The 23,552-nt window shown below is 64.8% G+C and carries 21 protein-coding genes and 3 tRNA genes; 13 read left to right on the forward strand and 11 right to left on the reverse strand.

Annotated elements, in window-relative coordinates; genetic code table 11:
- Complete coding sequence (gene moaD / locus C2862_RS01115) at positions 1-258, forward strand: molybdopterin converting factor subunit 1 (RefSeq protein WP_136218269.1); 258 nt, start codon at positions 1-3, stop codon at positions 256-258.
- A 31-nt stretch (positions 259-289) separates the two neighbouring features.
- Here the strand turns inward: moaD and dctP are convergent, their stop codons facing one another.
- The 5 genes from dctP to C2862_RS01140 form a co-directional block, all read right to left on the reverse strand.
- Complete coding sequence (dctP, locus tag C2862_RS01120) at positions 290-1,330, reverse strand: TRAP transporter substrate-binding protein DctP (protein ID WP_210735829.1); 1,041 nt, start codon at positions 1,328-1,330, stop codon at positions 290-292.
- 229 nt (positions 1,331-1,559) lie between these two features.
- The gene (locus C2862_RS01125) at positions 1,560-1,784 is read right to left on the reverse strand and encodes a hypothetical protein (protein WP_136218270.1); all 225 of its coding nucleotides are present in this window, start codon (positions 1,782-1,784) and stop codon (positions 1,560-1,562) included.
- Positions 1,785-1,795: 11 nt separating this feature from the next.
- The gene (locus tag C2862_RS01130; protein WP_136218271.1) at positions 1,796-2,746 is read right to left on the reverse strand and encodes an alpha/beta fold hydrolase; all 951 of its coding nucleotides are present in this window, start codon (positions 2,744-2,746) and stop codon (positions 1,796-1,798) included.
- Positions 2,743-2,946 (reverse strand): helix-turn-helix transcriptional regulator, encoded by a 204-nt coding sequence (locus C2862_RS01135; protein WP_136218272.1) that lies wholly within the window; start codon positions 2,944-2,946, stop codon positions 2,743-2,745. Before C2862_RS01135 ends, C2862_RS01130 begins: the two co-directional genes overlap by 4 nt.
- Positions 2,943-3,329, reverse strand: coding sequence for a hypothetical protein (locus C2862_RS01140; protein ID WP_229467234.1), 387 nt, complete (start codon positions 3,327-3,329; stop codon positions 2,943-2,945). Before C2862_RS01140 ends, C2862_RS01135 begins: the two co-directional genes overlap by 4 nt.
- A gap of 151 nt (positions 3,330-3,480) precedes the next feature.
- On the opposite strand from C2862_RS01140, the gene C2862_RS01145 reads away from it, so the two are divergent.
- The gene (locus C2862_RS01145) at positions 3,481-4,719 is read left to right on the forward strand and encodes a TIGR03862 family flavoprotein (protein WP_136218273.1); all 1,239 of its coding nucleotides are present in this window, start codon (positions 3,481-3,483) and stop codon (positions 4,717-4,719) included.
- A 112-nt stretch (positions 4,720-4,831) separates the two neighbouring features.
- On the opposite strand, the gene C2862_RS01150 is transcribed toward C2862_RS01145, so the two are convergent.
- The 6 genes from C2862_RS01150 to hpnC all read right to left on the reverse strand — a co-directional run bounded on the left by C2862_RS01150 (position 4,832) and on the right by hpnC (position 9,745).
- Entirely contained in the window at positions 4,832-5,644 is an 813-nt protein-coding gene (locus C2862_RS01150) for a head GIN domain-containing protein (RefSeq protein ID WP_136218274.1), read from the reverse strand.
- Between the two features lie 9 nt (positions 5,645-5,653).
- Positions 5,654-6,430 carry a DUF1700 domain-containing protein gene (locus C2862_RS01155; protein ID WP_136218275.1) on the reverse strand — a complete coding sequence of 259 codons (777 nt, stop codon included), beginning with the start codon at positions 6,428-6,430 and terminating at the stop codon, positions 5,654-5,656.
- A gap of 3 nt (positions 6,431-6,433) precedes the next feature.
- A complete protein-coding gene (locus C2862_RS25170; RefSeq protein ID WP_168709974.1) occupies positions 6,434-6,583 on the reverse strand; it encodes a hypothetical protein in 150 nt (49 codons plus the stop codon).
- A 32-nt stretch (positions 6,584-6,615) separates the two neighbouring features.
- The gene (gene hpnE, locus C2862_RS01160) at positions 6,616-8,031 is read right to left on the reverse strand and encodes a hydroxysqualene dehydroxylase HpnE (protein ID WP_136218276.1); all 1,416 of its coding nucleotides are present in this window, start codon (positions 8,029-8,031) and stop codon (positions 6,616-6,618) included.
- Entirely contained in the window at positions 8,018-8,851 is an 834-nt protein-coding gene (gene hpnD / locus C2862_RS01165; RefSeq protein ID WP_136218277.1) for a presqualene diphosphate synthase HpnD, read from the reverse strand. The genes hpnE and hpnD overlap by 14 nt, the downstream gene beginning before the upstream one ends.
- Before the next feature lie 84 nt (positions 8,852-8,935).
- Positions 8,936-9,745 (reverse strand): squalene synthase HpnC, encoded by an 810-nt coding sequence (hpnC, locus tag C2862_RS01170; protein ID WP_136218438.1) that lies wholly within the window; start codon positions 9,743-9,745, stop codon positions 8,936-8,938.
- A gap of 133 nt (positions 9,746-9,878) precedes the next feature.
- Here hpnC and C2862_RS01175 point away from each other — a divergent pair, with 133 nt between their 5' ends.
- The 11 genes from C2862_RS01175 to C2862_RS01225 all read left to right on the forward strand — a co-directional run bounded on the left by C2862_RS01175 (position 9,879) and on the right by C2862_RS01225 (position 23,408).
- On the forward strand, positions 9,879-11,027 hold the full coding sequence (locus tag C2862_RS01175) for an efflux RND transporter periplasmic adaptor subunit (RefSeq protein ID WP_229467235.1): 1,149 nt from the start codon (positions 9,879-9,881) through the stop codon (positions 11,025-11,027).
- Positions 11,024-14,107 (forward strand): efflux RND transporter permease subunit, encoded by a 3,084-nt coding sequence (locus tag C2862_RS01180; RefSeq protein ID WP_136218278.1) that lies wholly within the window; start codon positions 11,024-11,026, stop codon positions 14,105-14,107. Before C2862_RS01175 ends, C2862_RS01180 begins: the two co-directional genes overlap by 4 nt.
- A 236-nt stretch (positions 14,108-14,343) precedes the next feature.
- A tRNA-Leu gene (locus tag C2862_RS01185) sits at positions 14,344-14,430 on the forward strand.
- 31 nt (positions 14,431-14,461) lie between these two features.
- Positions 14,462-15,802: a trigger factor gene (gene tig / locus C2862_RS01190; protein WP_136218279.1), complete on the forward strand. Its 1,341-nt coding sequence runs from the start codon at positions 14,462-14,464 to the stop codon at positions 15,800-15,802.
- Between the two features lie 69 nt (positions 15,803-15,871).
- Positions 15,872-16,489 (forward strand): ATP-dependent Clp endopeptidase proteolytic subunit ClpP, encoded by a 618-nt coding sequence (gene clpP / locus C2862_RS01195; protein WP_136218280.1) that lies wholly within the window; start codon positions 15,872-15,874, stop codon positions 16,487-16,489.
- Between the two features lie 177 nt (positions 16,490-16,666).
- Positions 16,667-17,935 (forward strand): ATP-dependent Clp protease ATP-binding subunit ClpX, encoded by a 1,269-nt coding sequence (gene clpX / locus C2862_RS01200; protein ID WP_136218281.1) that lies wholly within the window; start codon positions 16,667-16,669, stop codon positions 17,933-17,935.
- Positions 17,936-18,209: 274 nt separating this feature from the next.
- Entirely contained in the window at positions 18,210-20,615 is a 2,406-nt protein-coding gene (lon, locus tag C2862_RS01205) for an endopeptidase La (protein WP_136218282.1), read from the forward strand.
- A gap of 201 nt (positions 20,616-20,816) precedes the next feature.
- Positions 20,817-21,089, forward strand: coding sequence for an HU family DNA-binding protein (locus C2862_RS01210; RefSeq protein ID WP_136218283.1), 273 nt, complete (start codon positions 20,817-20,819; stop codon positions 21,087-21,089).
- Between the two features lie 103 nt (positions 21,090-21,192).
- A tRNA-Asp gene (locus C2862_RS01215) sits at positions 21,193-21,269 on the forward strand.
- A 17-nt stretch (positions 21,270-21,286) separates the two neighbouring features.
- A tRNA-Asp gene (locus C2862_RS01220) sits at positions 21,287-21,363 on the forward strand.
- A 134-nt stretch (positions 21,364-21,497) separates the two neighbouring features.
- Positions 21,498-23,408: a SurA N-terminal domain-containing protein gene (locus C2862_RS01225; RefSeq protein ID WP_136218284.1), complete on the forward strand. Its 1,911-nt coding sequence runs from the start codon at positions 21,498-21,500 to the stop codon at positions 23,406-23,408.
- Positions 23,409-23,552: the final 144 nt, after the last annotated feature.

The raw sequence follows: 23,552 nt of genomic DNA on the forward strand, positions 1-23,552 counted from the left end.
ATGCACATCGAACTGCGATTTTTCGCGTCCGTGCGCGAGGCCCTGGGCGTCGCCGGCGAACGTATCGAACTGCCGGAAGGCGTGACCACGGTTGGTGCCGTACGCGAGTATCTGGTCCAGCGTGGTGGCGCGTGGGCGGAAGCGCTCGGTCCGGACCGTGCGCTGCGCACCGCCTTCGCGCACGTCATGTGCGGACCGGAGAGGGAAATCAGCGATGGGGGCGAAGTGGCTTTTTTCCCGCCCGTGACCGGCGGATAAGCAAAACGGGCGGCCAGGGCCGCCCTTGTTCTTACATCGCCGCGATCGATTTCTCGGCCAGGGCCAGCAGCTTCGCGCAGTTCTCGTTGCGCGCGCCGTAGGCAGCCCACGCCGTCGTACGCGCCATCTCCTGCCACTTCCTGAGCGCCTCGGCATCCATGTCGACCACGCGCGCGCCGGTGCGCGAGTAGACGTTGGCCACCGCCGCGTCGTCGGCCTGGGCCATGCGCAGCGCGAACTGCTCCAGCTCGGCGCCAACGGCCATGATCGCGGCCTGCTGGTCCTTGTGCAGGCGGTCGAAGACCGTCTTCGACATCAAGAGGGGTTCGAGCATGAACCAGTAGCCGCCGCTGCGCGCCGTGGTCAGCGAACGCGAGACGTCCTGCAGGCGGAAGGACATCAGCGAGGTCGAGGACGTGAAGGCCGCGTCCAGGGCGCCGCTCTTCATCGCGGCGTGGATGTCGTTCGAGGGCACGTTGACGATGGTGGCGCCGGCTTCCTGCAGGATCAGGTCCATTTCGCGCGAGCCGCCGCGCACCTTCAGGCCGCGCGTGTCTTCCGGCGCCAGGATCGGCGTGCCGCGGGCGGCGACACCACCGGCCTGCCAGATCCAGCTGATCACCACCAGGCCCTGGTCGGCCAGGATGCGGGTCAGCTCCTTGCCGACTTCGGCGTTCTTCCAGCCATAGCCCTGGGCGTACGAAGTTACCAGGCCCGGCATCAGGCCGATGTTCGATTCCGGCGACTCGGCGGCCGCATAGGACAGCGGCACCAGGGCCAGTTCGAGGCTGCCTTTCTTCAGCGCGCCGAACTGGGCGTTCGGCGCCATCAGGGCGGCGTTCGGATAGATCGAAAATTTCAGGCTGCCGCGGGTGCGCTTTTCGACGTTGGCCGCGAACATGCGGCATAGCCGGTCGCGGAAGTCGCCTTCCATCACGCTGCCGCCGGGGAACTGATGCGAGATCTTCATCGCCTGGGAAGCGGCCCAGGCATTGCCGAGCCACAGGGGACTGGACGCGATCGCGCCCAGCAGGGTTCTACGAGCCAGGATCGGCCCTGTCTTCAACGACATATTCATCCTCCAAGATGAGTAAAACGACACTACCGGGCCGTGTGCCCCAGGCGAATCGTGGGGGCATCTGGGCTCCCATCGTCCGCTTGTCAGTGCTTACAAGAATATTCTCTTGATAAAGCTTGTCAAGCAGTATCTTGTTTTCTTAACAAATGCACTGTGAATAACAGATGAGTATGGACCCACCCGGCTGGGTGGATCCAAAGGCCATCAAGGAGGAGGAAGGAACTTATTTACGGTCGAGCGCGTCGCACACGCCACAGGCGATGTTGCGCTTCATGTTGCGGTAGCGGGTGCCGATGAAGAGGGCGGAGGCGACCGCCGCCCAGGCGGCGCCCGACAGCAGGGCCCGCATGAAGGTCTCGCCGCCCAGCATGTCGATGCCGACCAGCAGGGCGGTCATCGTGACGACGGCGATCAGGTACTGGACGATCCAGTGGCTCATGGGTGGCATGCTGTCTCCTTTTACAGTTTTTTCAGGAAGTTGCGCAAGGCGTCGTTCAGGGCTGCCGGCTGGTCGATCATGGCAAAGTGGCGCGCGTTGTCGATTTGTACGACGTCCAGCTTCGGGGTGCCGGTCATCAGTTCCCGATAATACGCCACCTTGTCGCTTGCGGATATGCCGCCCATGGCGGCGCTGTCCGGGCCGTAGAACGGTGCGAGCACCAGCACCGGCGCCTGGATCTTCGCCAAGCCGGGGCGCAGGTCGGCCGCCATCACGGCGCCTACATACGCGGCCACCGCCTGCGGATCGCTGCGGCTGGTGAGCCGGGCGATATCGTCGGCCTTGCCCATGTCGGTGCTGCCGATGGCGCGCATGTACTGGCGCTGCTGGGCAGCGAAGGCCGGTCCCGTGCTGGCGGCCATCTGCTTGCGCATGTTCTCGGCCATGGCGGCGCGCTGCTCGGGCGGCAAGTCCTCGCTACGCGGCATTACCGGCAGGCCGTCGATGGCGACGGCGCCGCCGATGCGCTCGGGGATGTCCTCGGACAGGGCGATCGCCAGCGTCGCGCCCAGGCTATGCCCGACCAGGACGGGCTTGGCCAGGCGGCGCGAGACGACCAGTTCCTTCAGCGCGTCCCGAGCGGCGTCGAAAGGGTTGCCCTCGACTGCGGGACGGCCGTCGAAGCCGGGCAGGGTCACCACGTACACGGTATTCGTGCCGGCGAAGGTACGCACCGTTTCCTGCCACACCCAGCCGCCAGTGGCCAGGCCCGGAATCAGCACCAGCGGCCGGCCGCCGCTGCCATGGCGCTCGACCAGCATGCCCTTGATCTCGAAGCGCTCGGCAGGCGCGATGGCTTGGGCGAAGCGGTTCGGTTGCTGCTGGGGCTGCGGATCGGCGGCGAAGCTTGGCGAGGCTGCGGCAAACAACAGTGCAAACAAAAGGGACGCTGTAGTGCGGGACGCTTTCATGCTGGCTCCTGGTCGGGATTGAAAATGGCTTCGATCGGTTGTTGAAACAGTCGGGCAATCGCGAAGGCAAGCGGCAGGCTGGGGTCGTAGCGGCCGGTCTCGATGGCGATCACGGTCTGGCGCGAGACGTCCAGCAGCTCGGCCAGGCGGGCCTGGCTCCAGCCCTGCTCGGCGCGAAGCTCCTTGATATGGTTGTTCATCGGTCGAGTACCTTGCGGATCAGCTGCACCGCGGCCACCGACAGGCACAGCACGCACCACACCGTGAACATCGACAGCTTCGGGTAGCCGGCGGTCTCGAGGAAACCGTAGGTGAAGGTCAGGCCCGCCGTGATCGCCGCCCCCAGCGCGACGTTTTCCAGCAGGCGCATGCGGATGTACTCGTCGGCGCGCTGGATCTGGCGCACGATGGCCCAGAGGGCAGCCGCGAAACCGATCATCGGCGTCAGCAAAACCACGGTACGAAGTACGCCCGGTTCCATCGGACGCCCGAAGCGGATGGCCGCCATCAGGATGATCGTGTAGAGCGCGATGGAAGCGATCAGCTCGCGCATGTAGATTTTAGCGGCGCGTTTTTCGTGCACGGTGGTCTCCTTTGATGTAAAGTCTACTTGACTGTAAAGTATGCTTTACATCGTAGGCGCAACCGATTCTGATGTCAAGCACCCTTTACATATGTTTTTAACGCAGCCTAATCTGGACTACAATGCGCGTCCCGTTCCCGATTGGCCCAGCATGCGCTCCACTCCACAAACCTCTCCCCGTGTCGCCATCGTCGGCGGCGGCCCCGCCGGCCTGATGGCGGCCGAAGTCCTGGCGGCGGGCGGCGTCCAGGTCGAGGTCTTCGATGCGATGCCCTCGGTGGCGCGTAAATTCCTGCTGGCCGGGAAGGGCGGCATGAACATCACCCATTCGGAGCCGTACGAGGACTTCGTGCGCCGCTACGGCGCGCGCAGCGGCGAGGTCGGCGCATGGCTGACCGATTTCACACCGGGCGCCGTGCGCGGGTGGATCCATGGTCTCGGCATCGATACCTTCGTCGGCAGTTCGGGGCGCGTGTTCCCGCTCGAGATGAAGGCCGCGCCGCTGCTGCGCGCCTGGCTGCACCGCCTGCGCGAAGCCGGCGTGCGCTTTCACATGCGCCACCGCTGGCTGGGCTGGGAGGGAGAACACCTGCGCTTCGCGACGCCGGATGGTGAACGCAGTGAGCGCTTCGATGCTGTCCTGCTCGCCCTCGGCGGCGCCAGCTGGCCGCGCCTGGGATCGGACGCGGCCTGGGTGCCGCTGCTGGCTGAACGCAGCGTGGAGGTGGCGCCCCTGGTGCCGGCAAACTGCGGCTTCGATACCGACTGGTCGCCGCATTTCAGCGAGAAGCATGCGGGTGCGCCCCTGATCACGGTGGTCGTCGAATACGAAGACCGCGCAGGCCAGCGGGCGCGGCGCCAGGGCCAGTTCGTGGTGACGGCCACCGGCATCGAGGGCAGCCTGGTGTATGCCTTGTCCAGCGTCCTGCGCGACCAGATCGCGGCGCGCGGCGACACCACCGTCTGGCTCGACCTCGCACCCGATCTCGATGCCGAGCGGGTACGCGCCGAGGTGCTGCGTCCGCGCGGCGCCCGTTCGATGTCCAGCCATCTGCAAAGCCGGCTCGGGATCAAGGGCGTGAAGGCGGGCCTGCTGCACGAGTGCCTGAGCAAGAGCGCATACCAGGACGAAGAGACGCTGGCCGCCGCGATCAAGGCGCTGCCGCTCAGATTGAAACGTCCGCGTCCGATCGAGGAAGCGATCAGCAGCGCCGGCGGCGTGCGTTTCGAGGCGCTCGATGCGAACGGCATGCTGCGCGCCGTGCCGGGCGTGTTCGTGGCGGGAGAGATGCTGGACTGGGAAGCGCCGACGGGCGGTTATCTGCTCACGGCTTGCTTTGCCAGCGGACGCGCCGCGGCGACCGGCGTGTTGCGATACGTGGCGACGTAGGGTGGAGTCCCGACTCCACGCGGTGATACGCGCCGGCGAGATCGTCAGGCACGAAATCGGAGCCGATAACGATCACCGCGTGGGCGGAGCCCACCCTACGTAAGCCCTCGCCTTAGTGATCGAAGTGCACGTCCCCGCTACCTGTGCGGCTGATGCTGCGCTCCGGCGGATTCCCATACACGTCGATATCGCCGCTACCGCTCACCGCCGCCGCCACGGTCGCATGGGCGGTCACGCTGGCATTGCCTGAGCCGGTCTGGCGAACCTTGACGGCTTCGGCGCGCAGGCGCTGGGCGTCCAGCGTGCCCGAGCCGTTCGACACCGCTTCGAAGCTGCGTGCGGCGCCGGCCAGGGTAATGGTGCCGCCGCCGGTGAGTTCCGCTTCCACCTTGTCGCCGTTGCCGGCATCGAGCGTCAGTTCGCCGGTGCCGTGGACGACGGCCTTGGCCTGGCGGTAGCGGCCGTTGAAGTCGACGCTGCCGGAACCGTTCAGTTCCAGCTCGATGCGTTCGCCTGAAAAACCGTTGATGCGGGTGTCGCCGCTGCCGTCGACGCCGACCCGCTCCAGGCTCGGCAGGGTCAGTTCGACCTCGATCGGCTGGCGGTGGCGCAGCACGATGCCGCGGGTGCCGATGTGCAGCACGCGGCCCGTCTGGCTGGTCTCGATGTTGGCCAGCAGGCGCTGCTCGCCGCGTACGACCAGCGAGGGTTCGGCGCCGTAGCGCAGCGTCAGGTCGATCGGGCCGCTCAGTTCGACGGCGCGCACTTGGCGCGTGATGTTCCGCTGTTCGTCGCCCACCAGGCGGGTACGAACCTGGTCGTAGCGGGCCGTGCCGCCCTGGGCGCGCAGCATGCCGTAGGACAGGCCAATCAGGACGAAAGCGAGGAGCAGGAGGCCGAGGCCGACCTTGAACAGGGAACGCATGGTCTCTCCTCAGCTGCCCCGGAGCAGGGACATGTTCATTTGCAGGTAGCGCTTCACGCCGAGCGCGGCGTAGCGGCTGACGACGATCGAGACCAGGAACAGCACGATCCCGCCCAGCACCATCGACAGGCCGAGCACGGTCTGGGTGGCGCGCGACTCGTCGTCGACCTCGGTCGAGATGCGGATGCCGCTGTTGGCCACGCGCTCGGCGCCGCGGATCACGCGCGAGCCTTCGCCGGCGTCGGGATCGAGGTCGGGCTGCGGCTGCGTCTCGTTCGCCCGGTCCTGGCTGACCTCGATGCCGGTGTCGCCGATCGAGACCCGGGTGCGCACGCCATCGTCGGCCTGGCCGTCGATGACGTGGCGCAGCGGCCCGTCGAGCACGAGTTCGTTGGCGCCGGCCAGGCCCGCGGCCGTGATCGCGATGCCGCCCACATAAAAAGCGAAGGCGCCGGCGTACAGCGCCGCCAGCAGCGAGCCGAATACGGCCGCCGGGATCACCATGAAGAGGTTGAAGATCAGCAGGCCGACCACGGACACCAGCAGGCGCAGCAGGTTGGCCGGGTTCTTCTGCTCCTTGAAGGCGTGCATGTGGGTGCTGGTGCGCAGGGTCAGGGCGACCTTGGTCGGGTCGTCCAGTTCGCGTGCGATGTCGGGCTCCGCGCGGCCGGCGGCCATGCCGTCGACAAAGCGCTGTTCGTACCATGCCAGGGTCTTGGCCTGCAGTTCCGGCGGCAGGCCGAGCATGGCGCGTTTCAGCGCCTCCAGGTATTCAAGCTTGCCCATCGATCAGGCATGTCCCAGGTGCAGCATCGAGAGCAGGGCCGCGCTGGTCGCGTTGGTGCGCGCGCCGAAGAGTTCGGGCGCGACCAGCACCAGCGTGCTGACGGCCACCAGGGCCAGCAGGAGCAGGGTACGCAATCCGAGTTGGGGAGTCATGGTCATGTCCGTGATGTCAGTATCCGATGCTGCTACTGTACGGATGCGGACGTGCCGTCGCCAGCGCCGTGCGACAGGCTGCCGTTTTTGCCGCCTGACCGGTTCCCACGCAGGATGACCGTCGCCGCCGCCTGGCCGCTGCGCACCGCCGACTCGAGCGTGGCCGGGTAGTCGCCGGCCGTATAGTCGCCGGCCAGCACCAGTCCGGTCAGCGGCGTCATATTCTCCGGACGCTGCAAACCCGGCGTGCAGGCGAAGGTTGCGCGCTTTTCGGTAATCACGCGGCTCCACTGGGGCGCCGCCAGGCCCAGGCCGGGGAAAGCGGCGTCCAGCTGGGCGGCAATCGCGCGCGCCAGTTCCTCCTGGCCGAGGGCGGCGGCTGCGCCGGCGGCGCTGACGACGACCGCCAGCAGGCCGGCCTGGGCCGGGTCGAGCTGGCCGCGATCGAAAGCGAACTGGCCGAAACGCGCCTGTTCGGGGGCGTCGAGCAGGGCGCAGAAGGGCAGCGGCAGGCGCAGCCCCGCGTCGTACTGCAGGTAGCAGGTGGCGATCGGCTCGTACTCGAAAGCTTTCAGCCGGGCCGACAGTTCCGCGGTTTCGATGAAGGGCGCGAGCAGGGCGCCCGACTGGGCGGGCGGCGTCGCCAGCACGACGGCGTCGAATACACGGCCCTCGGCGCCGCTCGCTTCGACCAACCAGCCGCCGGGACCGCGCTGCAGCGAGGCGGCCTTGGCGCCGGTCAGCGCGCTGCCGCCTTGCGCTGCGAGGTAACGCGCCGCCGCCTGCGGAAACAGGGCGCTCAGTTCGAGGCGCGGGATCAGCATGTCGGAGGCCGCCCGCTTCGCGCCCAGGCTGTCGCGCAGCACGGCCAGGAAGACGTTGCTTGATGCCCGTTCGGGCGGCGTGTTCAGGGCCGCCAGGCACAGCGGAGTCCACATCAGGCGCTGCAGGCGGGCGGTCTGCTCGAAGCGCTCGAGCAGGGTCCGCACGCTGACGTCGGTGTCGAGGCGCCAGCCCATCCAGCGTGCGGCGGTCCAGAAGCGCGCCAGCGCCATCTTGTCCGCGCGTTCCAGGCCCTTGGTGCGCAGCAGGGCGATCGTCATGTGCCAGGGCGCGGGCAGGCGCGGAGCGACGAAATCCATCCCGCCGCTCCCCTCCGGGTAGCGCATCTGCAGCGGCAGGCGCAGCAGCGCCGTCTTCGGGTCGACGCCGACGCGGTTCAGGAGATTCAGGGTTTCCGTGTAGGCGCCGAGCAGGATGTGCTGGCCGTTGTCGAGCAGGCGGCCGTCGAGGTCGACGGCACGTGCGCGTCCGCCGAGGGTGCGCGCGGCTTCGAACAGCGTGACCTGCGCGCCCTTGCGCGCCAGCTCGACGGCCGCGGCGCAGCCGGCCCAGCCGCCACCGACGACGGCGACCGCAGGCGCAGGCCTACCTTTAGTTGCGGACATAGGTCTTCCACGCCAGCCAGAGCTTGCGCAGCGGCGTGAGCGAGATGCGCTGGTTCAGGACGTGGAAGTTGTCGCGCGCGATCTCGTCGAGCAGGGTGCGGTAGATCGCGGCCATCATCAGGCCGGGCCGCTGGGCGCGCCGGTCTTCTTTCGGCAAGAAAAGCAGGGCCTCGTCGTACATGCTTTGCGCGCGCTCGGTCTGGAACCGCATCAGCGCCTCGAACTTTTCGCTGTGGCGCGCATTCATCAGGTCGGCCGCCGTCACGCCGAACTGCTGCAGCTCGTTGACGGGCAGGTAGATGCGGCCGCGCCGGGCGTCGTCGCCGACGTCACGGATAATATTCGTCAGCTGGAACGCCAGGCCCAGCTTCTCAGCGTACTGCAGGGTCTGCGGGTTGGTGTAGCCGAAGATGCTGGCCGACAGGATGCCGACCACGCCCGCGACGTGCCAGCAGTATTTGCGCAGGCCCGGATAGTCGAGGTAGCGGCTCTGGTCGAGGTCCATCTCCATGCCGGTGATGATGGCCTGCAGGTGCTCCTCGTTCAGGTTGTAGACGGCGAGGTGGGGCTTCAGGGCCTGGGTGACCGGATGGGTCGGCGTGCCCTTGTACATGGTCGAGACTTCGGTGCGCCACCAGGCCAGCTTGATGCGCGCCAGCGAGGCGTCGCTCGCCTCGTCGACGGTATCGTCCACCTCGCGGCAGAACGCGTACAGGGCCGTGATCGCACGGCGGCGCTCGGGCGGCAGGAACAGGAAGCTGTAATAGAAGCTGGAACCGCTCTGGACAGTCTTTTGCTGGCAGTATTCGTCAGGAGACATGTAAAAAAGGCAATGTTAGGCGATGCGAATCCGCTATCTTAGCCGATGCGCACGCCTGCCGGGTCCGCTTGGCAGCAATTTTGCTTACATACGGAGCGCGCGCCAGCCCATGACGAGGTAATCCCGCTTGCCCAGCTGTGGGCGGCGCCTGAAAACGTCGTAGCGCGCCCGCTCGATGCGCTCGAGGATGCGCAGGCCGCCCTGGATCACCAGGCGCAGCTCCCAGCCGATGCGTCCCGGCAGCCGGGTGGCCAGCGGCGCACCACGCAGCATCAGGGCGCGCGCCCTTTCCACCTCGAAGGCAATCAGGGCGCGCCAGGCCGGGGTATCGGCCTGCGCCACGATATCGGCTTCCTCGACGCCGAAGCGCTGCAAATCCTCTTGCGGCAGGTAGATGCGGCCCTTGACGATGTCGATGCCGACGTCCTGCCAGAAATTGATCAGCTGCAGGGCGGTGCAGACGGCATCCGCCTCGCGCAGGTTTCGTTCGCCATCGACGCAGTACAGGGCCAGCATCAGGCGCCCGACCGGGTCGGCCGAGCGCCGGCAATAGTCGAGCAGGGCGGCGTAGTCGGGGTAGCGCGTGGTCACCACGTCCTGGCGGAAAGCGGACAGCAGGTCGTGCAGCGGCTGCAGGTCGAGCCGGAATTCGGCGACCACCGCCGCCAGCCGGGCAAACATCGGACTCGAAGGCGTGCGGCCGGCCGCGATCTCGTCCAGCGCCGCCTCGTACCCGGCCAGTTCAGCCAGGCGCTGTTCAGGCAGGGCATCGCCCTCGTCGGCGACGTCGTCGGCGCCGCGCGCGAAGGCGTAAATCGCCTCCACGGCCGGCACCAGGCGGCGCGGCAGGAGGATGGAAGCGACGGGGAAATTTTCGTAGTGCTCGACGGGCATGCGATCGACAATGACCGGCCGGCCATCTCTCAACTGGATGCGCGACATTATACGGGGCGCCGCTTGAGCCGGGGGTCAAAGCGGACCATACTGGCGAAGACAGCAGGCCGTTCCACTCGCGCGGGAGAATGCCGTGGCTATCTTGATCCATCTGCGACGCTTGCCGGTCGCGTCCATGCTGCTCTCGGGCTTCTTGTTGGGCGCGTGCTCCCGGCACGAACCCGAGGCCGAGCCTGTACGCCCCGTGCGCATCGCGATCCTGGGCCAGGAGCCGCTCGAAGCCGGCGCCGAGTTCCCGGGCGAGGTGCGCCCGCGCTACGAATCGCGCCTGGGCTTCCGGGTAGCGGGCAAGATCACGACGCGCGAGGTCGAGGTCGGCAGCGCGGTCCGCCGCGGCCAGGTGCTGATGCGGCTGGACCCGCAAGACCTGCGGCTGGCGGCCAGCCAGGCCCAGGCCAGCCTGCGCGCGGCCGAAACGAATCGCGAGCTGGCCGAGGCCGACTATGCGCGCTACAAGGAATTGCGCGGCCAGAACTTCGTCAGCCAGTCGGTGCTCGACACCAAGCGCAGCGCCATGCGCGCGGCCCGCGCCGAGGCCGACGCCGCGCGCGCCGCCTTCCGCGGCCAGGCCAACCAGGCGGGCTATGCGAGCCTGGTGTCCGATGTCGACGGCGTGGTGACGGGCATCGATGCCGAGGCCGGCCAGGTGGTGGCGGCCGGTACGCCGGTGGTACGGGTGGCGCGCCTGGATGCGCTCGACGTCGTGATCGGGATTCCGGAAGACCGGGTGGACGGCCTGCGCATGGACAGCCAGGTGGCGGTGCGGCTGTGGGCCGATCCGGACGAGACGATCCGCGGCCGCGTGCGCGAAGTGTCGCCCGCCGCCGACCCGGCCACCCGCACCTACACCGTGCGCGTCGCGATCCCGCCGCAGCCTGACGTGCGCCTGGGGATGACGGCCACCGTGCGGGTGGCGTCGAACGCCGAGGCCGGCCTGCGCGCGCCCTTGAGCAGCCTGCACTACGAGGCGGGGAGTGCGGGCGTCTGGCTGGTCGAACGCGGCGCGGTGCGCCGGGTGCCGGTACAGGTGCTCGGCCAGGCGGGCAACGACGTGCTGCTGGGAACGGGCGTGCAGGCGGGCCAGGCCGTCGTGACGGCCGGCGTTAACCTGCTGCGCCAGGGCCAGAAGGTGCGCGTCCTGCAGGCCGACGTGGCACGCCGCGGCGACACCGAAGCGGCTGCGGTCGCGGCGCCCGCGTCCGCGCCGGGAGCGGCGCGATGAGCGGCTTCAACCTGTCGCGCTGGGCGCTGGAACACGTCCCGCTGACGCGCTACCTGATGGCGGCGCTGCTGATCGGCGGCATCCTCAGCTATACGGTGCTGGGCCAGGACGAGGATCCGCCGTTTACCTTTCGGGTGATGGTGGTGCGCGCCGTCTGGCCGGGCGCGACCGCGGTGCAGATGGCCGAGCAGGTCGCCGACAAGCTCGAGCGCAAGCTGCAGGAGACGCCTTACCTCGACCGCCTGCGCAGCTTCTCCAAGCCGGGCGAGACCACGATCCTGGTCGAACTGCGCGAATCGACGCCGCCGCGCGAGGTGCCCGCCTCCTGGTACCAGGTGCGCAAGAAGATCGGCGACATCGCCGGCACCCTGCCGCCCGGGGTGCTCGGGCCCTTCTTCAACGACGAGTTCGGCGACACCTATGGTTCGATCTTCGCCCTGTCCGGCGACGGCTTCACCTATGCCGAAATGAAGGATTACGCCGATTTCGTGCGCCAGGCGCTGCTGGCGGTGCCGCTGGTGGCCAAGGTCGAGGAGTTCGGCGTGCAGGACGAGCAGGTCGACATCGTGTTCTCGCACAAGAAGTTCGCGCAGCTGGGCATTCCCTTCGAGCAGGTCGTGAACCAGCTGGCCACGCAAAACAACGTCGAGGCGGCCGGCGTCCTCGTCACACCCGGCGAGAACCTGTACGCCAGGGTGAGCGGGACGATCGGGAAGCTCAGCGAACTCGAAGAGCTGCAGCTGCGCGCGAACGGCACCACCTTCCGCCTGGGGGACTTCGCCAGCGTGCTGCGCAGCTACCGCGACCCGCCGGCGGAGAAGATGCGCTTCAACGGCAAGGAAGTCATCGGCCTGGGCGTGTCGATGGAGAAGGGCGGCAACATCATCCGCATGGGCGAAGCCCTGGCGGAGACGATCGCCCGCCTGCGTGCCCAGCTGCCGGTCGGCATCGAGCTGGCGCAGGTGGCGGACCAGCCGCGCGCCGTGACCAGTTCGGTGAACGAATTCGTCCATACCCTGATCGAAGCGGTCGTAATCGTGCTGGCGGTCAGTTTCCTGGCGCTGGGTCTGCATACCCGGCCGAAGCTATTCCTCGACGTGCGCCCCGGGCTGGTGGTCGCCATGACGATCCCGATGGTGCTGGCGATCACCTTCCTCTTCATGCGCATCTTCGACATCGCCTTGCACAAGATTTCACTGGGCGCGCTGATCATCGCGCTCGGCTTGCTGGTGGACGATGCCATCATCGCCGTCGAAATGATGGTGCGCAAGATGGAGGAGGGCTTGTCGCGCCTGGACGCGGCCACCTTTGCCTACACCTCGACGGCGATGCCGATGCTGACCGGCACCCTGATCACGGCGGCGGGTTTCCTGCCGATCGGCCTGGCGAAGTCGGCGGCGGGCGAGTACACCTTCACGATGTTCTCGGTGAATGCGATCGCGCTGCTGGTGTCCTGGGTGGTGGCCGTGACCTTCACGCCCTATATCGGTTTTCTCCTCCTGAAACCCAAGCCGGGCGGTCACGCCCATGCGCACGGCGTCTTCGATACGCCCGGGTTCCAGCGCTTTCGCCGGCTCGTGAACTGGTGCGTCGACTATCGCAAGACGACCATCGCGCTCAGCCTGGCCGTGTTCGGGCTCGGCGTGTTCGGCTTTCGCTTCATCGAAAAGCAGTTCTTCCCCGATTCGAGCCGGCCGGAACTCATGGTGGAAATGTGGCTGCCGGAAGGCAGCAGTTTTGCGGCGAACGAGGCGCTGGCGAAGAAGTTCGAGCATTTCGTGCGCAGGCAGGAAGGTGTGGAAAGCATCACCAGCTATGTCGGCACCGGCAGCCCGCGTTTTTATCTGCCGTTGGATCAGATCTTTCCGCAATCGAACGTGTCGCAGTTCGTGGTGCTGCCGGTCGACGCCGCGCACCGTGAGACGCTCAGGCGCGCCATCGAAGAGGTCTTTGCGAACGACTTCCCCGAAGTGCGCGGGCGCGTAAAACTGCTGCCCAACGGCCCGCCGGTGCCGTATCCCGTGCAGTTCCAGGTCGCCGGCCCGGATATCGGCCTCGTGCGCGCCCTGGCGGGGCAGGTCAAGGAAGTGCTGCGCGCCAATCCGAACGCGGTCGGCGTCAACGACAACTGGAACGAGACGGTCAAGGTGCTGCGCCTGGACCTCGACCAGGACAAGCTGCGCGCCCTGGGCCTGAGCTCGCAGGGCGTGCGCCGCGCCGTCCAGACGCTGTTGACGGGCACCCGGATCGGCCAGTTCCGCGAAACCAGGCAGCTGATCGACATCGTGGTGCGCCAGCCTTTCGAGGAGCGCGCGACGATCGGCGTGCTGCAAGACCTGAACGTCGCGACGGGTTCGGGCCGCCCGGTCACGCTGGGGCAGGTGGCGCGCCTCGAACTGGCCTGGGAGCCGGGCGTGATCTGGCGCGAGGGGCGCGAGTGGGCGATCATGGTGCAGTCGGACGTCGTAGCCGGCATCCAGGGGCCGACGGTCTCGGCCCAGGTCAGCGCCCGGCTCGATCCGATCCGCGCCCGGCTGCCGGCCGGCTACCGCATCACGCTCGAGGGCGCCGCAGCCGACAGCTCGGAGGCGGAAGCCTCGATCACGGCCAACGTGCCGCTGGTATTGTTCATCGTGTTTACCCTGCTGATGCTGCAGCTGCACAGCTTCTCGCGGGCGATGCTGGTCTTTCTCACCGGGCCGCTGGGTGTGGCCGGGGCGGCGATGGCGCTGCTGGTCCTGGACCGGCCTTTCGGCTTCGTCGCCAATCTCGGGGTGATCGCGCTGTTCGGCATGATCATCCGTAACTCGGTGATCCTGGTCGACCAGATCGAGCAGGACATCCGCGCGGGCGCCGCGCCCTGGAATGCGATCGTCGAGGCGGCGGTACGGCGCTGCCGGCCCATCCTGCTGACGGCTGCCGCGGCGGCGCTGGCCATGATTCCGCTGTCGCGCTCGGTGTTCTGGGGGCCGATGGCGGTGGCGATCATGGGTGGCCTGCTGGTGGCGACGGCCTTGACCTTGCTGTTCCTGCCGGCTTTGTATGCGGCGTGGTTCAGGGTGAAGAGGCCTGGCCGATAAGGGCATTGTGGTATCGGACGCGCTGTACCGCGTGGAGTCCCGACTCCACGGCATTTTGGGGTGCATGGAGACATGCGGCGATCCCACGCCCCGCACGTCCATAAAATTCACTCCTATAGTGTCAGAAAATCCAGTAAAATACCGGGTTGAAGTTGTAGCCCCTAAACAATGGAGTGCAGGGCGGCCGGTTTCTACTGTCGGGCGCCCTTTGTTTTTGTGGCAATATGCAATCCTGCGCGAGGATGGCGAAATTGGTAGACGCACCAGGTTTAGGTCCTGACGCCAGCAATGGTGTGGGGGTTCGAGTCCCCCTCCTCGCACCACGAATAATTATTTTTTTGGACGATTTTTACGATGGCAACTGCAGTCGAAACCCTGGACAAACTCGAGCGTCGCTTGACGATCACTTTTCCGCTGAGCGACGTCCGTTCGGAAGTTGAAAAACGCCTCAAGAAGCAGGCCAAGACCGCCAAGGCTCCTGGTTTCCGTCCGGGCAAAGTGCCTCTGAAAATGGTCGCAGCCCAGTATGGCTACCAGATCGAGTCGGACGTGCTGAACGACCGCGTCGGCCGCGCTTTCAACGAAGCCGCCAACGAGAACCAGCTGCGCGTTGCCGGTTTCCCGAAAATCGAGCCGAAGGAAGACGCACCGGAAGGCATGCTCGCTTTTGATGCGACCTTCGAAGTGTTCCCGGAAGTCGTGATCGGCGACCTGGCCGCCACCGAGATCGAAACCGTCAAGGCCGAAGTCTCGGACGCCGAGATCGACAAGACCATCGACATCCTGCGCAAGCAGCGCGTGCACTACCACACCAAGGGTGAGGCAGGCGAGCACGGCGACGGTGGCGAAGCGATTGCCGCCAATGGCGACCGCGTGACCGTCGACTTCGTCGGCACCATCGACGGCGTGGAATTCTCGGGCGGCAAGGCGGAAGACTACGCCTTCGTGCTCGGCGAAGGCCGCATGCTGCCGGAATTCGAAGCCGCGACCGTCGGCCTGAAAGTGGGCGAGAGCAAGACCTTCCCGCTGCCTTTCCCTGCCGATTACCACGGCGCCGACGTCGCCGGCAAGACCGCCGAGTTCACCATCACGCTGAAGAAGCTGGAGTGGGCCCACCTGCCGCAAGTCGACGAAGAGTTCGCCAAGTCGCTGGGCATCGAAGACGGCTCGATCGAAAAAATGCGCGCCGACATCAAGACCAACCTGGAGCGTGAAGTCAACGCCCGCGTCAAGGCCCGCAACAAGGAAGCCGTGATGGACGCCCTGGTCAAAGTGACCGAGATGGACGTGCCGAAAGTCATGATCCAGCAGGATTCGGAGCGCCTGGCCGAGCAGACCCGCCAGGACATGGCCCAGCGCGGCATGGACGTGAAGAGCCTGCCGTTCCCGGCCGACCTGTTCGCCGAAAAGGCCGAGCGCCGCGTGCGCCTGGGTCTGATCCTGTCGCAACTGGTCCAGGACAACAACCTGCAAGCTACCCAAGAGCAGGTGAAGGCCCAGATCGAAGACTTCGCGCAGAGCTACGAAGATCCGAAGGAAGTCCTGAAGTACTACTACAGCGACCGCCGTCGCCTGGGCGAAGTGGAAGCCCTTGTATTGGAAGAAAACGTCGTTAACTATGTGCTTGGCAAGGCGAAGGTCGCCACCAAGGACGTCGCTTTCGACGAATTGATGGGCAGCAACCCACAGGCTTGATCGGAGGGGTAGGCTCGTCGCTTGGGCCTTCCCTTTATTTGAGCACCACTTTCAAGGAACGAGACAGGTATGAACCGTAATCCGGCATTGGACACCCAAGCACTCGGCCTCGTGCCGATGGTAGTTGAGCAAAGCGGCCGTGGCGAACGCGCGTACGACATTTACTCGCGTCTGCTCAAGGAACGCGTGATTTTCCTGGTCGGTCCTGTCAACGATCAGATGGCCAACCTGATCGTCGCCCAGATGCTGTTCCTGGAGAGCGAGAATCCGGACAAGGACATCTCGCTCTACATTAACTCGCCTGGCGGCTCGGTTTCGGCCGGCCTGGCCATCTTCGACACGATGAACTTCATCAAGCCAGACGTGTCGACCCTGTGCACGGGCCTGGCGGCCTCGATGGGCGCCTTCCTGCTGGCAGCCGGCGCCAAGGGCAAGCGTTTCTCGCTGCCGAACTCGCGCGTCATGATCCACCAGCCGTCCGGCGGATCGCAGGGCATGGCATCGGACATCGAGATCCAGGCCAAGGAAATCCTGTACCTGCGCGAGCGCCTGGCACGCATCATGGCCGAGAACACCGGCCAGAGCGTCGAGCAGATCCACAAGGATACCGACCGCGACCGCTTCATGTCGGCCGAGGAGTCGGTCGAGTACGGACTGATCGACCGGGTGCTGACCAACCGCGCCTAAGCGTCACCAAGCGCTTGAGCCACCACAAGGTGTTGCTTAAAAAACGCCCGGGCGCAAACACGTTCGGGCGTTTGTTTTTTATTTCGGGTAGCATGGTGGTGTACGCATGCGTTGTCGCGTCCCCGCATTCCCGTTATATTCGCATTATTTCCAGTACTTACTTGAGACCTGCCCCCCATGTCTGACAAAAAATCCTCCAGCGGCGAAAAGCTTCTGTACTGCTCGTTCTGCGGCAAGAGTCAGCACGAGGTCAAAAAGCTCATCGCGGGACCTTCGGTCTTCATCTGCGACGAGTGCATCGACCTGTGCAACGACATCATCCGCGACGAGACTTCGAACGTGGAATCGGTGGCGGGCGCCAAGTCCGACCTGCCGACGCCGCACGAGATCGCCGAACTGCTCGACCAATACGTGATCGGGCAGCAGACCGCCAAGCGCATTCTTTCGGTGGCGGTGTACAACCATTACAAGCGCCTCAAGCACCTGGGCAAGAAGGACGACGTCGAGCTGGCCAAGAGCAACATCCTGCTCGTCGGCCCGACCGGTTCGGGTAAAACCCTGCTGGCCCAGACCCTGGCGCGCATGCTGAATGTGCCTTTCGTCATCGCCGACGCCACCACGCTGACCGAAGCGGGCTATGTGGGCGAGGACGTCGAGAACATCATCCAGAAGCTGCTGCAGAGCTGCAACTACGAAGTCGAAAAGGCCCAGCGCGGCATCGTCTACATCGACGAGATCGACAAGATTTCGCGCAAGTCCGACAATCCGTCGATTACCCGCGACGTCTCGGGCGAGGGCGTCCAGCAAGCGCTGCTGAAACTGATCGAAGGCACCATGGCCTCGGTACCGCCGCAAGGCGGGCGCAAGCATCCGAACCAGGACTTCGTCCAGATCGACACGACCAACATCATGTTCATCTGCGGCGGCGCCTTCGACGGCCTGGCCAAGATCATCCAGAACCGTTCTGAAAAGAGCGGCATCGGCTTCGCCGCCAGCGTGAAGAGCCAGAGCCAGCGCTCGAACAGCGAAATCCTGCTCGAAGCCGAGCCGGAAGACCTGATCAAGTTCGGCCTGATCCCGGAACTCGTCGGCCGCCTGCCGGTCGTCGCCACCCTGAGCGAACTGACGGAAGAGGCGCTGATCCAGATCCTGATCGAGCCGAAGAATGCGCTGATCAAGCAGTATTCGAAACTGCTGGAAATGGAAGGCGCGGAACTGGAAATCCGTCCGGCCGCATTGCACGCGATTGCGAAAAAGGCATTGGCGCGCAAGACCGGTGCCCGAGGCCTGCGGTCCATCCTGGAACACGCGCTGCTCGACGTGATGTACGAATTGCCGAACCAGCAAAACGTCGTGAAAGTCGTGGTCGATGAAAATACGATCACGAACGGTGCGAAACCTTTGCTTATTTATAGCGAAACGGCAAAAGTGTCCGGAGAAAATTAAAAAATATCCGCGCGGAAACCACAAAAGCACTTGTGCGCTGGAAGCTTGGCGGTACAATTTACCTCAATAAAAGCATCCGGCTTCAACCGAAAAGCCACTCGCGACTCCGGTCGCGTGGTGGCTTTTTCATTTCAAATCGGGATTTTATTGGAACGTCCAGATTGTGTTTCGCGATGATGATATTTTTTAATTCGCAGAAATAATTTTTTTGGCCGGTCTTGAGTTTCAACCGTGTGCGCCCAACATCGTCTACACGATTTTTATAAGGTATACCATGACAACTTCGAAATTAACCGAGCAAACGACGCTGCCCCTCCTGCCGTTGCGCGACGTGGTCGTGTTTCCCCATATGGTGATACCACTGTTCGTTGGCCGCCCAAAATCGATCAAGGCGCTTGAAGCCGCGATGGAGCAGGGCAAGAGCATCATGCTCGCTGCCCAGAAAGCAGCTGCCAAGGACGAACCTTCCGCCGCCGACATCTACGAGATCGGTTGCGTCGCGAACATCCTGCAAATGCTGAAGCTGCCGGACGGCACCGTGAAGGTGCTGGTCGAAGGTTCCCAGCGTGCCCGTATCGATCACATCAGCGATGCGCCGACCCACTTCGTCGCCGAGCTGACCCCGCTGCGTTCGGAAATCGGCGACGATTCCGAAGTCGAGGCGATGCGCCGTGCGATCGTCCAGCAGTTCGATCAGTACGTCAAACTCAACAAGAAAATCCCGCCCGAGATCCTGGCTTCGCTGGCCGGCATCGACGACGCCGGCCGCCTGGCCGACACCGTCGCCGCCCACCTGCCGCTGAAACTCGAGCAAAAGCAGGTCATCCTGGAAATCTTTAACGTCGCCAAGCGCCTCGAGCACCTGCTCGGCCAGCTGGAAGGCGAACTCGACATCCTGCAGGTCGAGAAGCGCATCCGCGGCCGCGTGAAGCGCCAGATGGAAAAGTCGCAGCGCGAGTACTACCTGAACGAACAGGTCAAGGCCATCCAGAAGGAACTGGGAGAAGGCGAAGACGGCGCCGACATCGACGAGCTCGAGAAGAAGGTGATCGCCGCCAAGATGCCGAAGGAAGCGCTGGACAAGGCCACCGCCGAGATCAAGAAACTGAAACTGATGTCGCCGATGTCGGCCGAAGCCACCGTCGTGCGCAACTACATCGACACCCTGGTCTCGCTGCCATGGAAGAAGAAGTCGAAGGTCACCAACGATCTGTCGAACGCCGAGAAGGTGCTCGAAGCCGAGCATTACGGCCTCGAGAAGATCAAGGAACGCATCCTCGAGTATCTTGCTGTCCAGCAGCGCGTCGACAAGCTGAAGGCCCCGATCCTGTGCTTCGTGGGTCCTCCGGGCGTGGGTAAGACCTCGCTCGGCCAGTCCATCGCCCGCGCCACGAACCGCAAGTTCGTGCGCATGGCCCTGGGCGGCGTGCGCGACGAAGCCGAGATCCGCGGCCATCGCCGCACCTACATCGGCTCGATGCCGGGCAAGGTGCTGCAATCGCTGGCGAAGGTCGGCGTGCGCAACCCGCTGTTCCTGCTCGACGAGATCGACAAGATGGGTGCGGACTTCCGCGGCGATCCGTCCTCGGCCCTGCTCGAGGTGCTCGATCCGGAACAGAACCACACCTTCTCGGACCACTACCTGGAAGTCGACTTCGACCTCTCGGACGTGATGTTCGTGGCGACCTCGAATTCCTTCAACATCCCGCCGGCGCTGCTGGACCGGATGGAAGTCATCCGCCTGTCGGGTTACACCGAAGACGAGAAGACCAGCATCGCCCAGCGCTATCTGCTGCCGAAGCAGGTCAAGGCGAACGGCCTGAAGGATGGCGAGATCAAGGTGGAAGAGTCGGCGATCCGCGACATCATCCGTTACTACACCCGCGAAGCCGGCGTGCGTTCGCTCGAGCGTGAAATCTCGAAGATCTGCCGCAAGGTCGTCAAGATGCTGCTGCTGAAGAAGAACGAGAAGACCGTCGTCGTCAGCAACAAGAACCTGGACAAGTTCCTGGGCGTGCGCCGCTACGACTTCGGTGTGGCCGAGAAGGAAAACCAGGTCGGCCAGGTGGTGGGTCTTGCCTGGACCGAGGTCGGTGGCGACCTGCTGACGATCGAAGCCGTCAACGTGCCCGGCAAGGGCGGCATCATCCGCACCGGTACCCTGGGCGACGTGATGAAGGAATCGATCGAGGCGGCCCGCACCGTGGTGCGTTCGCGTGCCCAGCGCTTCGGCATCAAGGCGGAAGCGTTTGAAAAGAGCGACATCCACATCCACGTGCCGGAAGGTGCGACCCCGAAGGATGGTCCGTCCGCCGGTATCGGCATGACGACGGCACTGGTGTCGGCCTTCACCGGCATTCCGGTGCGCGCCGACGTGGCCATGACGGGCGAGATCACGCTGCGCGGCGAAGTTCTGCCGATCGGCGGCCTGAAGGAGAAGCTGCTGGCGGCGCATCGCGGCGGCATCAAGACGGTCCTGATCCCCGAGCAGAACGTGAAGGACCTGGCCGAGATTCCGGACAACGTCAAGAACAAGCTCGAGATCGTGCCCGTGCGCTGGATCGAGAAGGTGCTGGAAGTCGCGCTGGAACGCCAGCCGGAAGCCATCGTCGACGTGCCGGCCGTGTCGGTGACGCCGGCGGCATCGACCGAAGGCCAGGAAGGCGTGGTCAAGCACTGATAGCTGCCTGAGTGCATGAAGGGCGCCCCGCGGGGCGCCTTTTTTTATTGGCGTGGCCGCCTGGGACCGATAAATCGCCACATATGAAGCATTCAGAGATGAATGTTGCTTGACAGAAGCAAACGCCCCTTGTTTAATACGCGCTTGCACTTTTTGCAGGAAGGCGCAGCGCCGCAGCGCCAGGAACGAAAGAGGATACGAGTGAACAAGACTGAACTGATCGAAGAAATCGCGAAATCCGCGGATATTACCAAGGCCTCGGCCACCCGTGCCCTTGACGCGATGATCGAAGCGGTAACGAACACCCTGAAGAACAACGATAGCGTGACCCTGGTCGGCTTCGGCACCTTCACCGTCGGCGATCGCGCCGAGCGCACCGGCCGCGATCCACGCACCAAGGAACCAATCAAGATTAAAGCTGCAAAGGTTCCGAAATTTAAGGCTGGTAAAGCACTGAAAGATGCTGTAAACTAATGCCTTCTTTGCAGTGACATGCAAAGAAAACATCCTGTAGCAGGTGGAGAGCTTAAGCCTCTCGGCTTTCGCCGCAAGGATGGAGTAGTACCCAGTGTTTTGTGGAGCGGTAGTTCAGTTGGTTAGAATACCGGCCTGTCACGCCGGGGGTCGCGGGTTCGAGCCCCGTCCGCTCCGCCACAAAACGCCCAGAATTTGGAGCGGTAGTTCAGTTGGTTAGAATACCGGCCTGTCACGCCGGGGGTCGCGGGTTCGAGCCCCGTCCGCTCCGCCAGATTTCAGCAGTATCTGACATGCTTGAGAAAGAGGATGTCAACGAGAAGAGGCGAACGCGAGTTCGCCTTTTTTTTTAACTTGTGCGTAGAAGACATTTCTACAGCGAGCCATTTCTACAGCGATTGGTGGACCATGTTTGATTTTGTACGTAACAACAAGCGCATATTGCAGGGCGTCCTGCTGCTGCTGATCATTCCTTCATTCGTGCTGGTGGGCGTGGAGAGCTACCAGAACCGCGGCGACAGCGCGGCCGGCGTCGCCAGCGTCGGCGACCAGAAGATCACCCAGCAGGAATGGGACGATGCGCAGCGCCGCCAGATCGACCAGGCGCGCCAGCAAATGGGTCCGCAATTCGACCAGAAACTGTTCGACACGCCTGAAGCGAAGCGCGAAGTGCTGGAAAACCTGGTCGCCGAACGCGCCGTCAACGCCGAAATCGCGCGCAGCCACCTGACGGTGGGCGACCAGTCGATCGCCAAGGCCATCAACGCCATCGAATCCTTCCGCAAGCCGGACGGCAGCTTCGACATGGACGCCTACCGCGCGGCACTGGCTGCGCAAGGCATGACGCCGCAGATCTTCGAAGCGCGCATGCGCCGCGACATGGCGATCCAGCAGCTGGCCGGTTCGGTCCAGGCGACCGCCTTCGTGCCGCGCTCGGTCGCCAGCCGCATCTCGGACATCAACGACCAGCAGCGCGAAGTGCAGGAACTGGTGTTCCCGGTCGCCCAGTACCTGCCGCAAGTCAAAGTCACCGACGACATGGTCAAGGCCTTCTACGACAAGAACGCCAACCTGTTCCAGATCCCGGAAACCGTGAAAGCCGAGTACATCGTGCTCGACAGCGCAGCCGTGGAAAGCCAGGTCAGCGTGACCGACGCCGAGATCGCCCAGTTCTACGAAGCCAACCAGAAGCGCTTCACCACGCCGGAAGAGCGCACCGCCAGCCACATCCTGATCACCAAGGCCCAGGGCGCCAAGCCGGCCGAGGAAGCCGCCGCCAAGGCCAAGGCCGAAGCCGTGCTGGCCGAGGTGCGCAAGAACCCGGCCGATTTCGCGGCGATCGCCAAGACCCAGTCGCAGGACCCGGGTTCGGCCCCGAACGGCGGCGATCTCGGCAAGGTCGAGCGCGGCACCTTCGGCAAGGCCATGGACGACGCGCTGTTCGGCCTGAAGGAAGGCGAGATCAGCGGCATCGTGCCGTCGGAATTCGGCTACCACATCGTCAAGGTCACCTCGGTCAAGCCTGCGAGCCAGAAGTCGCTGGCGGACGCGAAGGAAGAGATCGCCGCCGAGGTCAAGAAGTCGAAGCTGTCGAAGAAGTATTCGGAGCTGGCCGAGCAGTTCAACGACAGCGTCTACGAGCAGTCGGACAGCCTCAAGCCGACCGCCGACAAGCTGGGCCTGAAGATCCAGACCGCCGACAACCTGACCCGTAAGCCGAATCCGGCCCTGGGCGCCGAGCCGTACAACAACGAGAAGTTCCTGACCGCGCTGTACGGGGCGGACGCGATCAAGAACAAGCGCAACACGGAAGCCGTCGAAGTCGCGCCGGCCGTGCTGATCGCCGGCCGCGTGGTCGAGTTCAAGCCGGCCACCAAGCGTCCGCTGGCCGAAGTCGAAGCCGCCATCCGCCAGCGCGTGACCCAGGAAGAAGCACTGCGCCTGGCACGCCAGGCCGGCGAAGCGAAACTGGCCGCAGCCAAGGCCTCCGGCGACGCCACCGGCTTCGGCGAGACCAAGGTCCTGTCGCGCACCCAGCAGCCAAGCATCAACAGCGCCGGCGCGCTGGCCGTGTTCAAGGCCGACGTGACCAAGCTGCCGGCCTATGTCGGCGTCGACCTGCCGGGCATCGGCTATGGCGTCTACCGCATCGGCAAGGTGTCGCAGCCGGCCCAGCCGGATACGGCGCGCCGCAGCCAGGAAGCCGAGCAGATCGGCGGGCTGGTGGGCCAGGCGGAACTCTACAACTTCGTCGAAGCGATCAAGGCCAAGTCGAAGGTGAAGATCAACGCCGGTGCTACGCAAGCCAAGACGGAGTAATCTATCGCAGGCCTTCGGGCCTGGTGCAGGAATAAAAAAACCGGACACGCGTGTCCGGATTTTTTTTTGGGTGGACTCCCGAGTCCACGCGGTGATACGCGACGGCGAGATCGTCGAGCACGGAATCGGAGCCGATAACGATCA

Origin of the sequence: Massilia sp. Mn16-1_5, assembly GCF_004798585.1 — a bacterium.
Classification (GTDB): Bacteria; Pseudomonadota; Gammaproteobacteria; order Burkholderiales; family Burkholderiaceae_D; genus Telluria.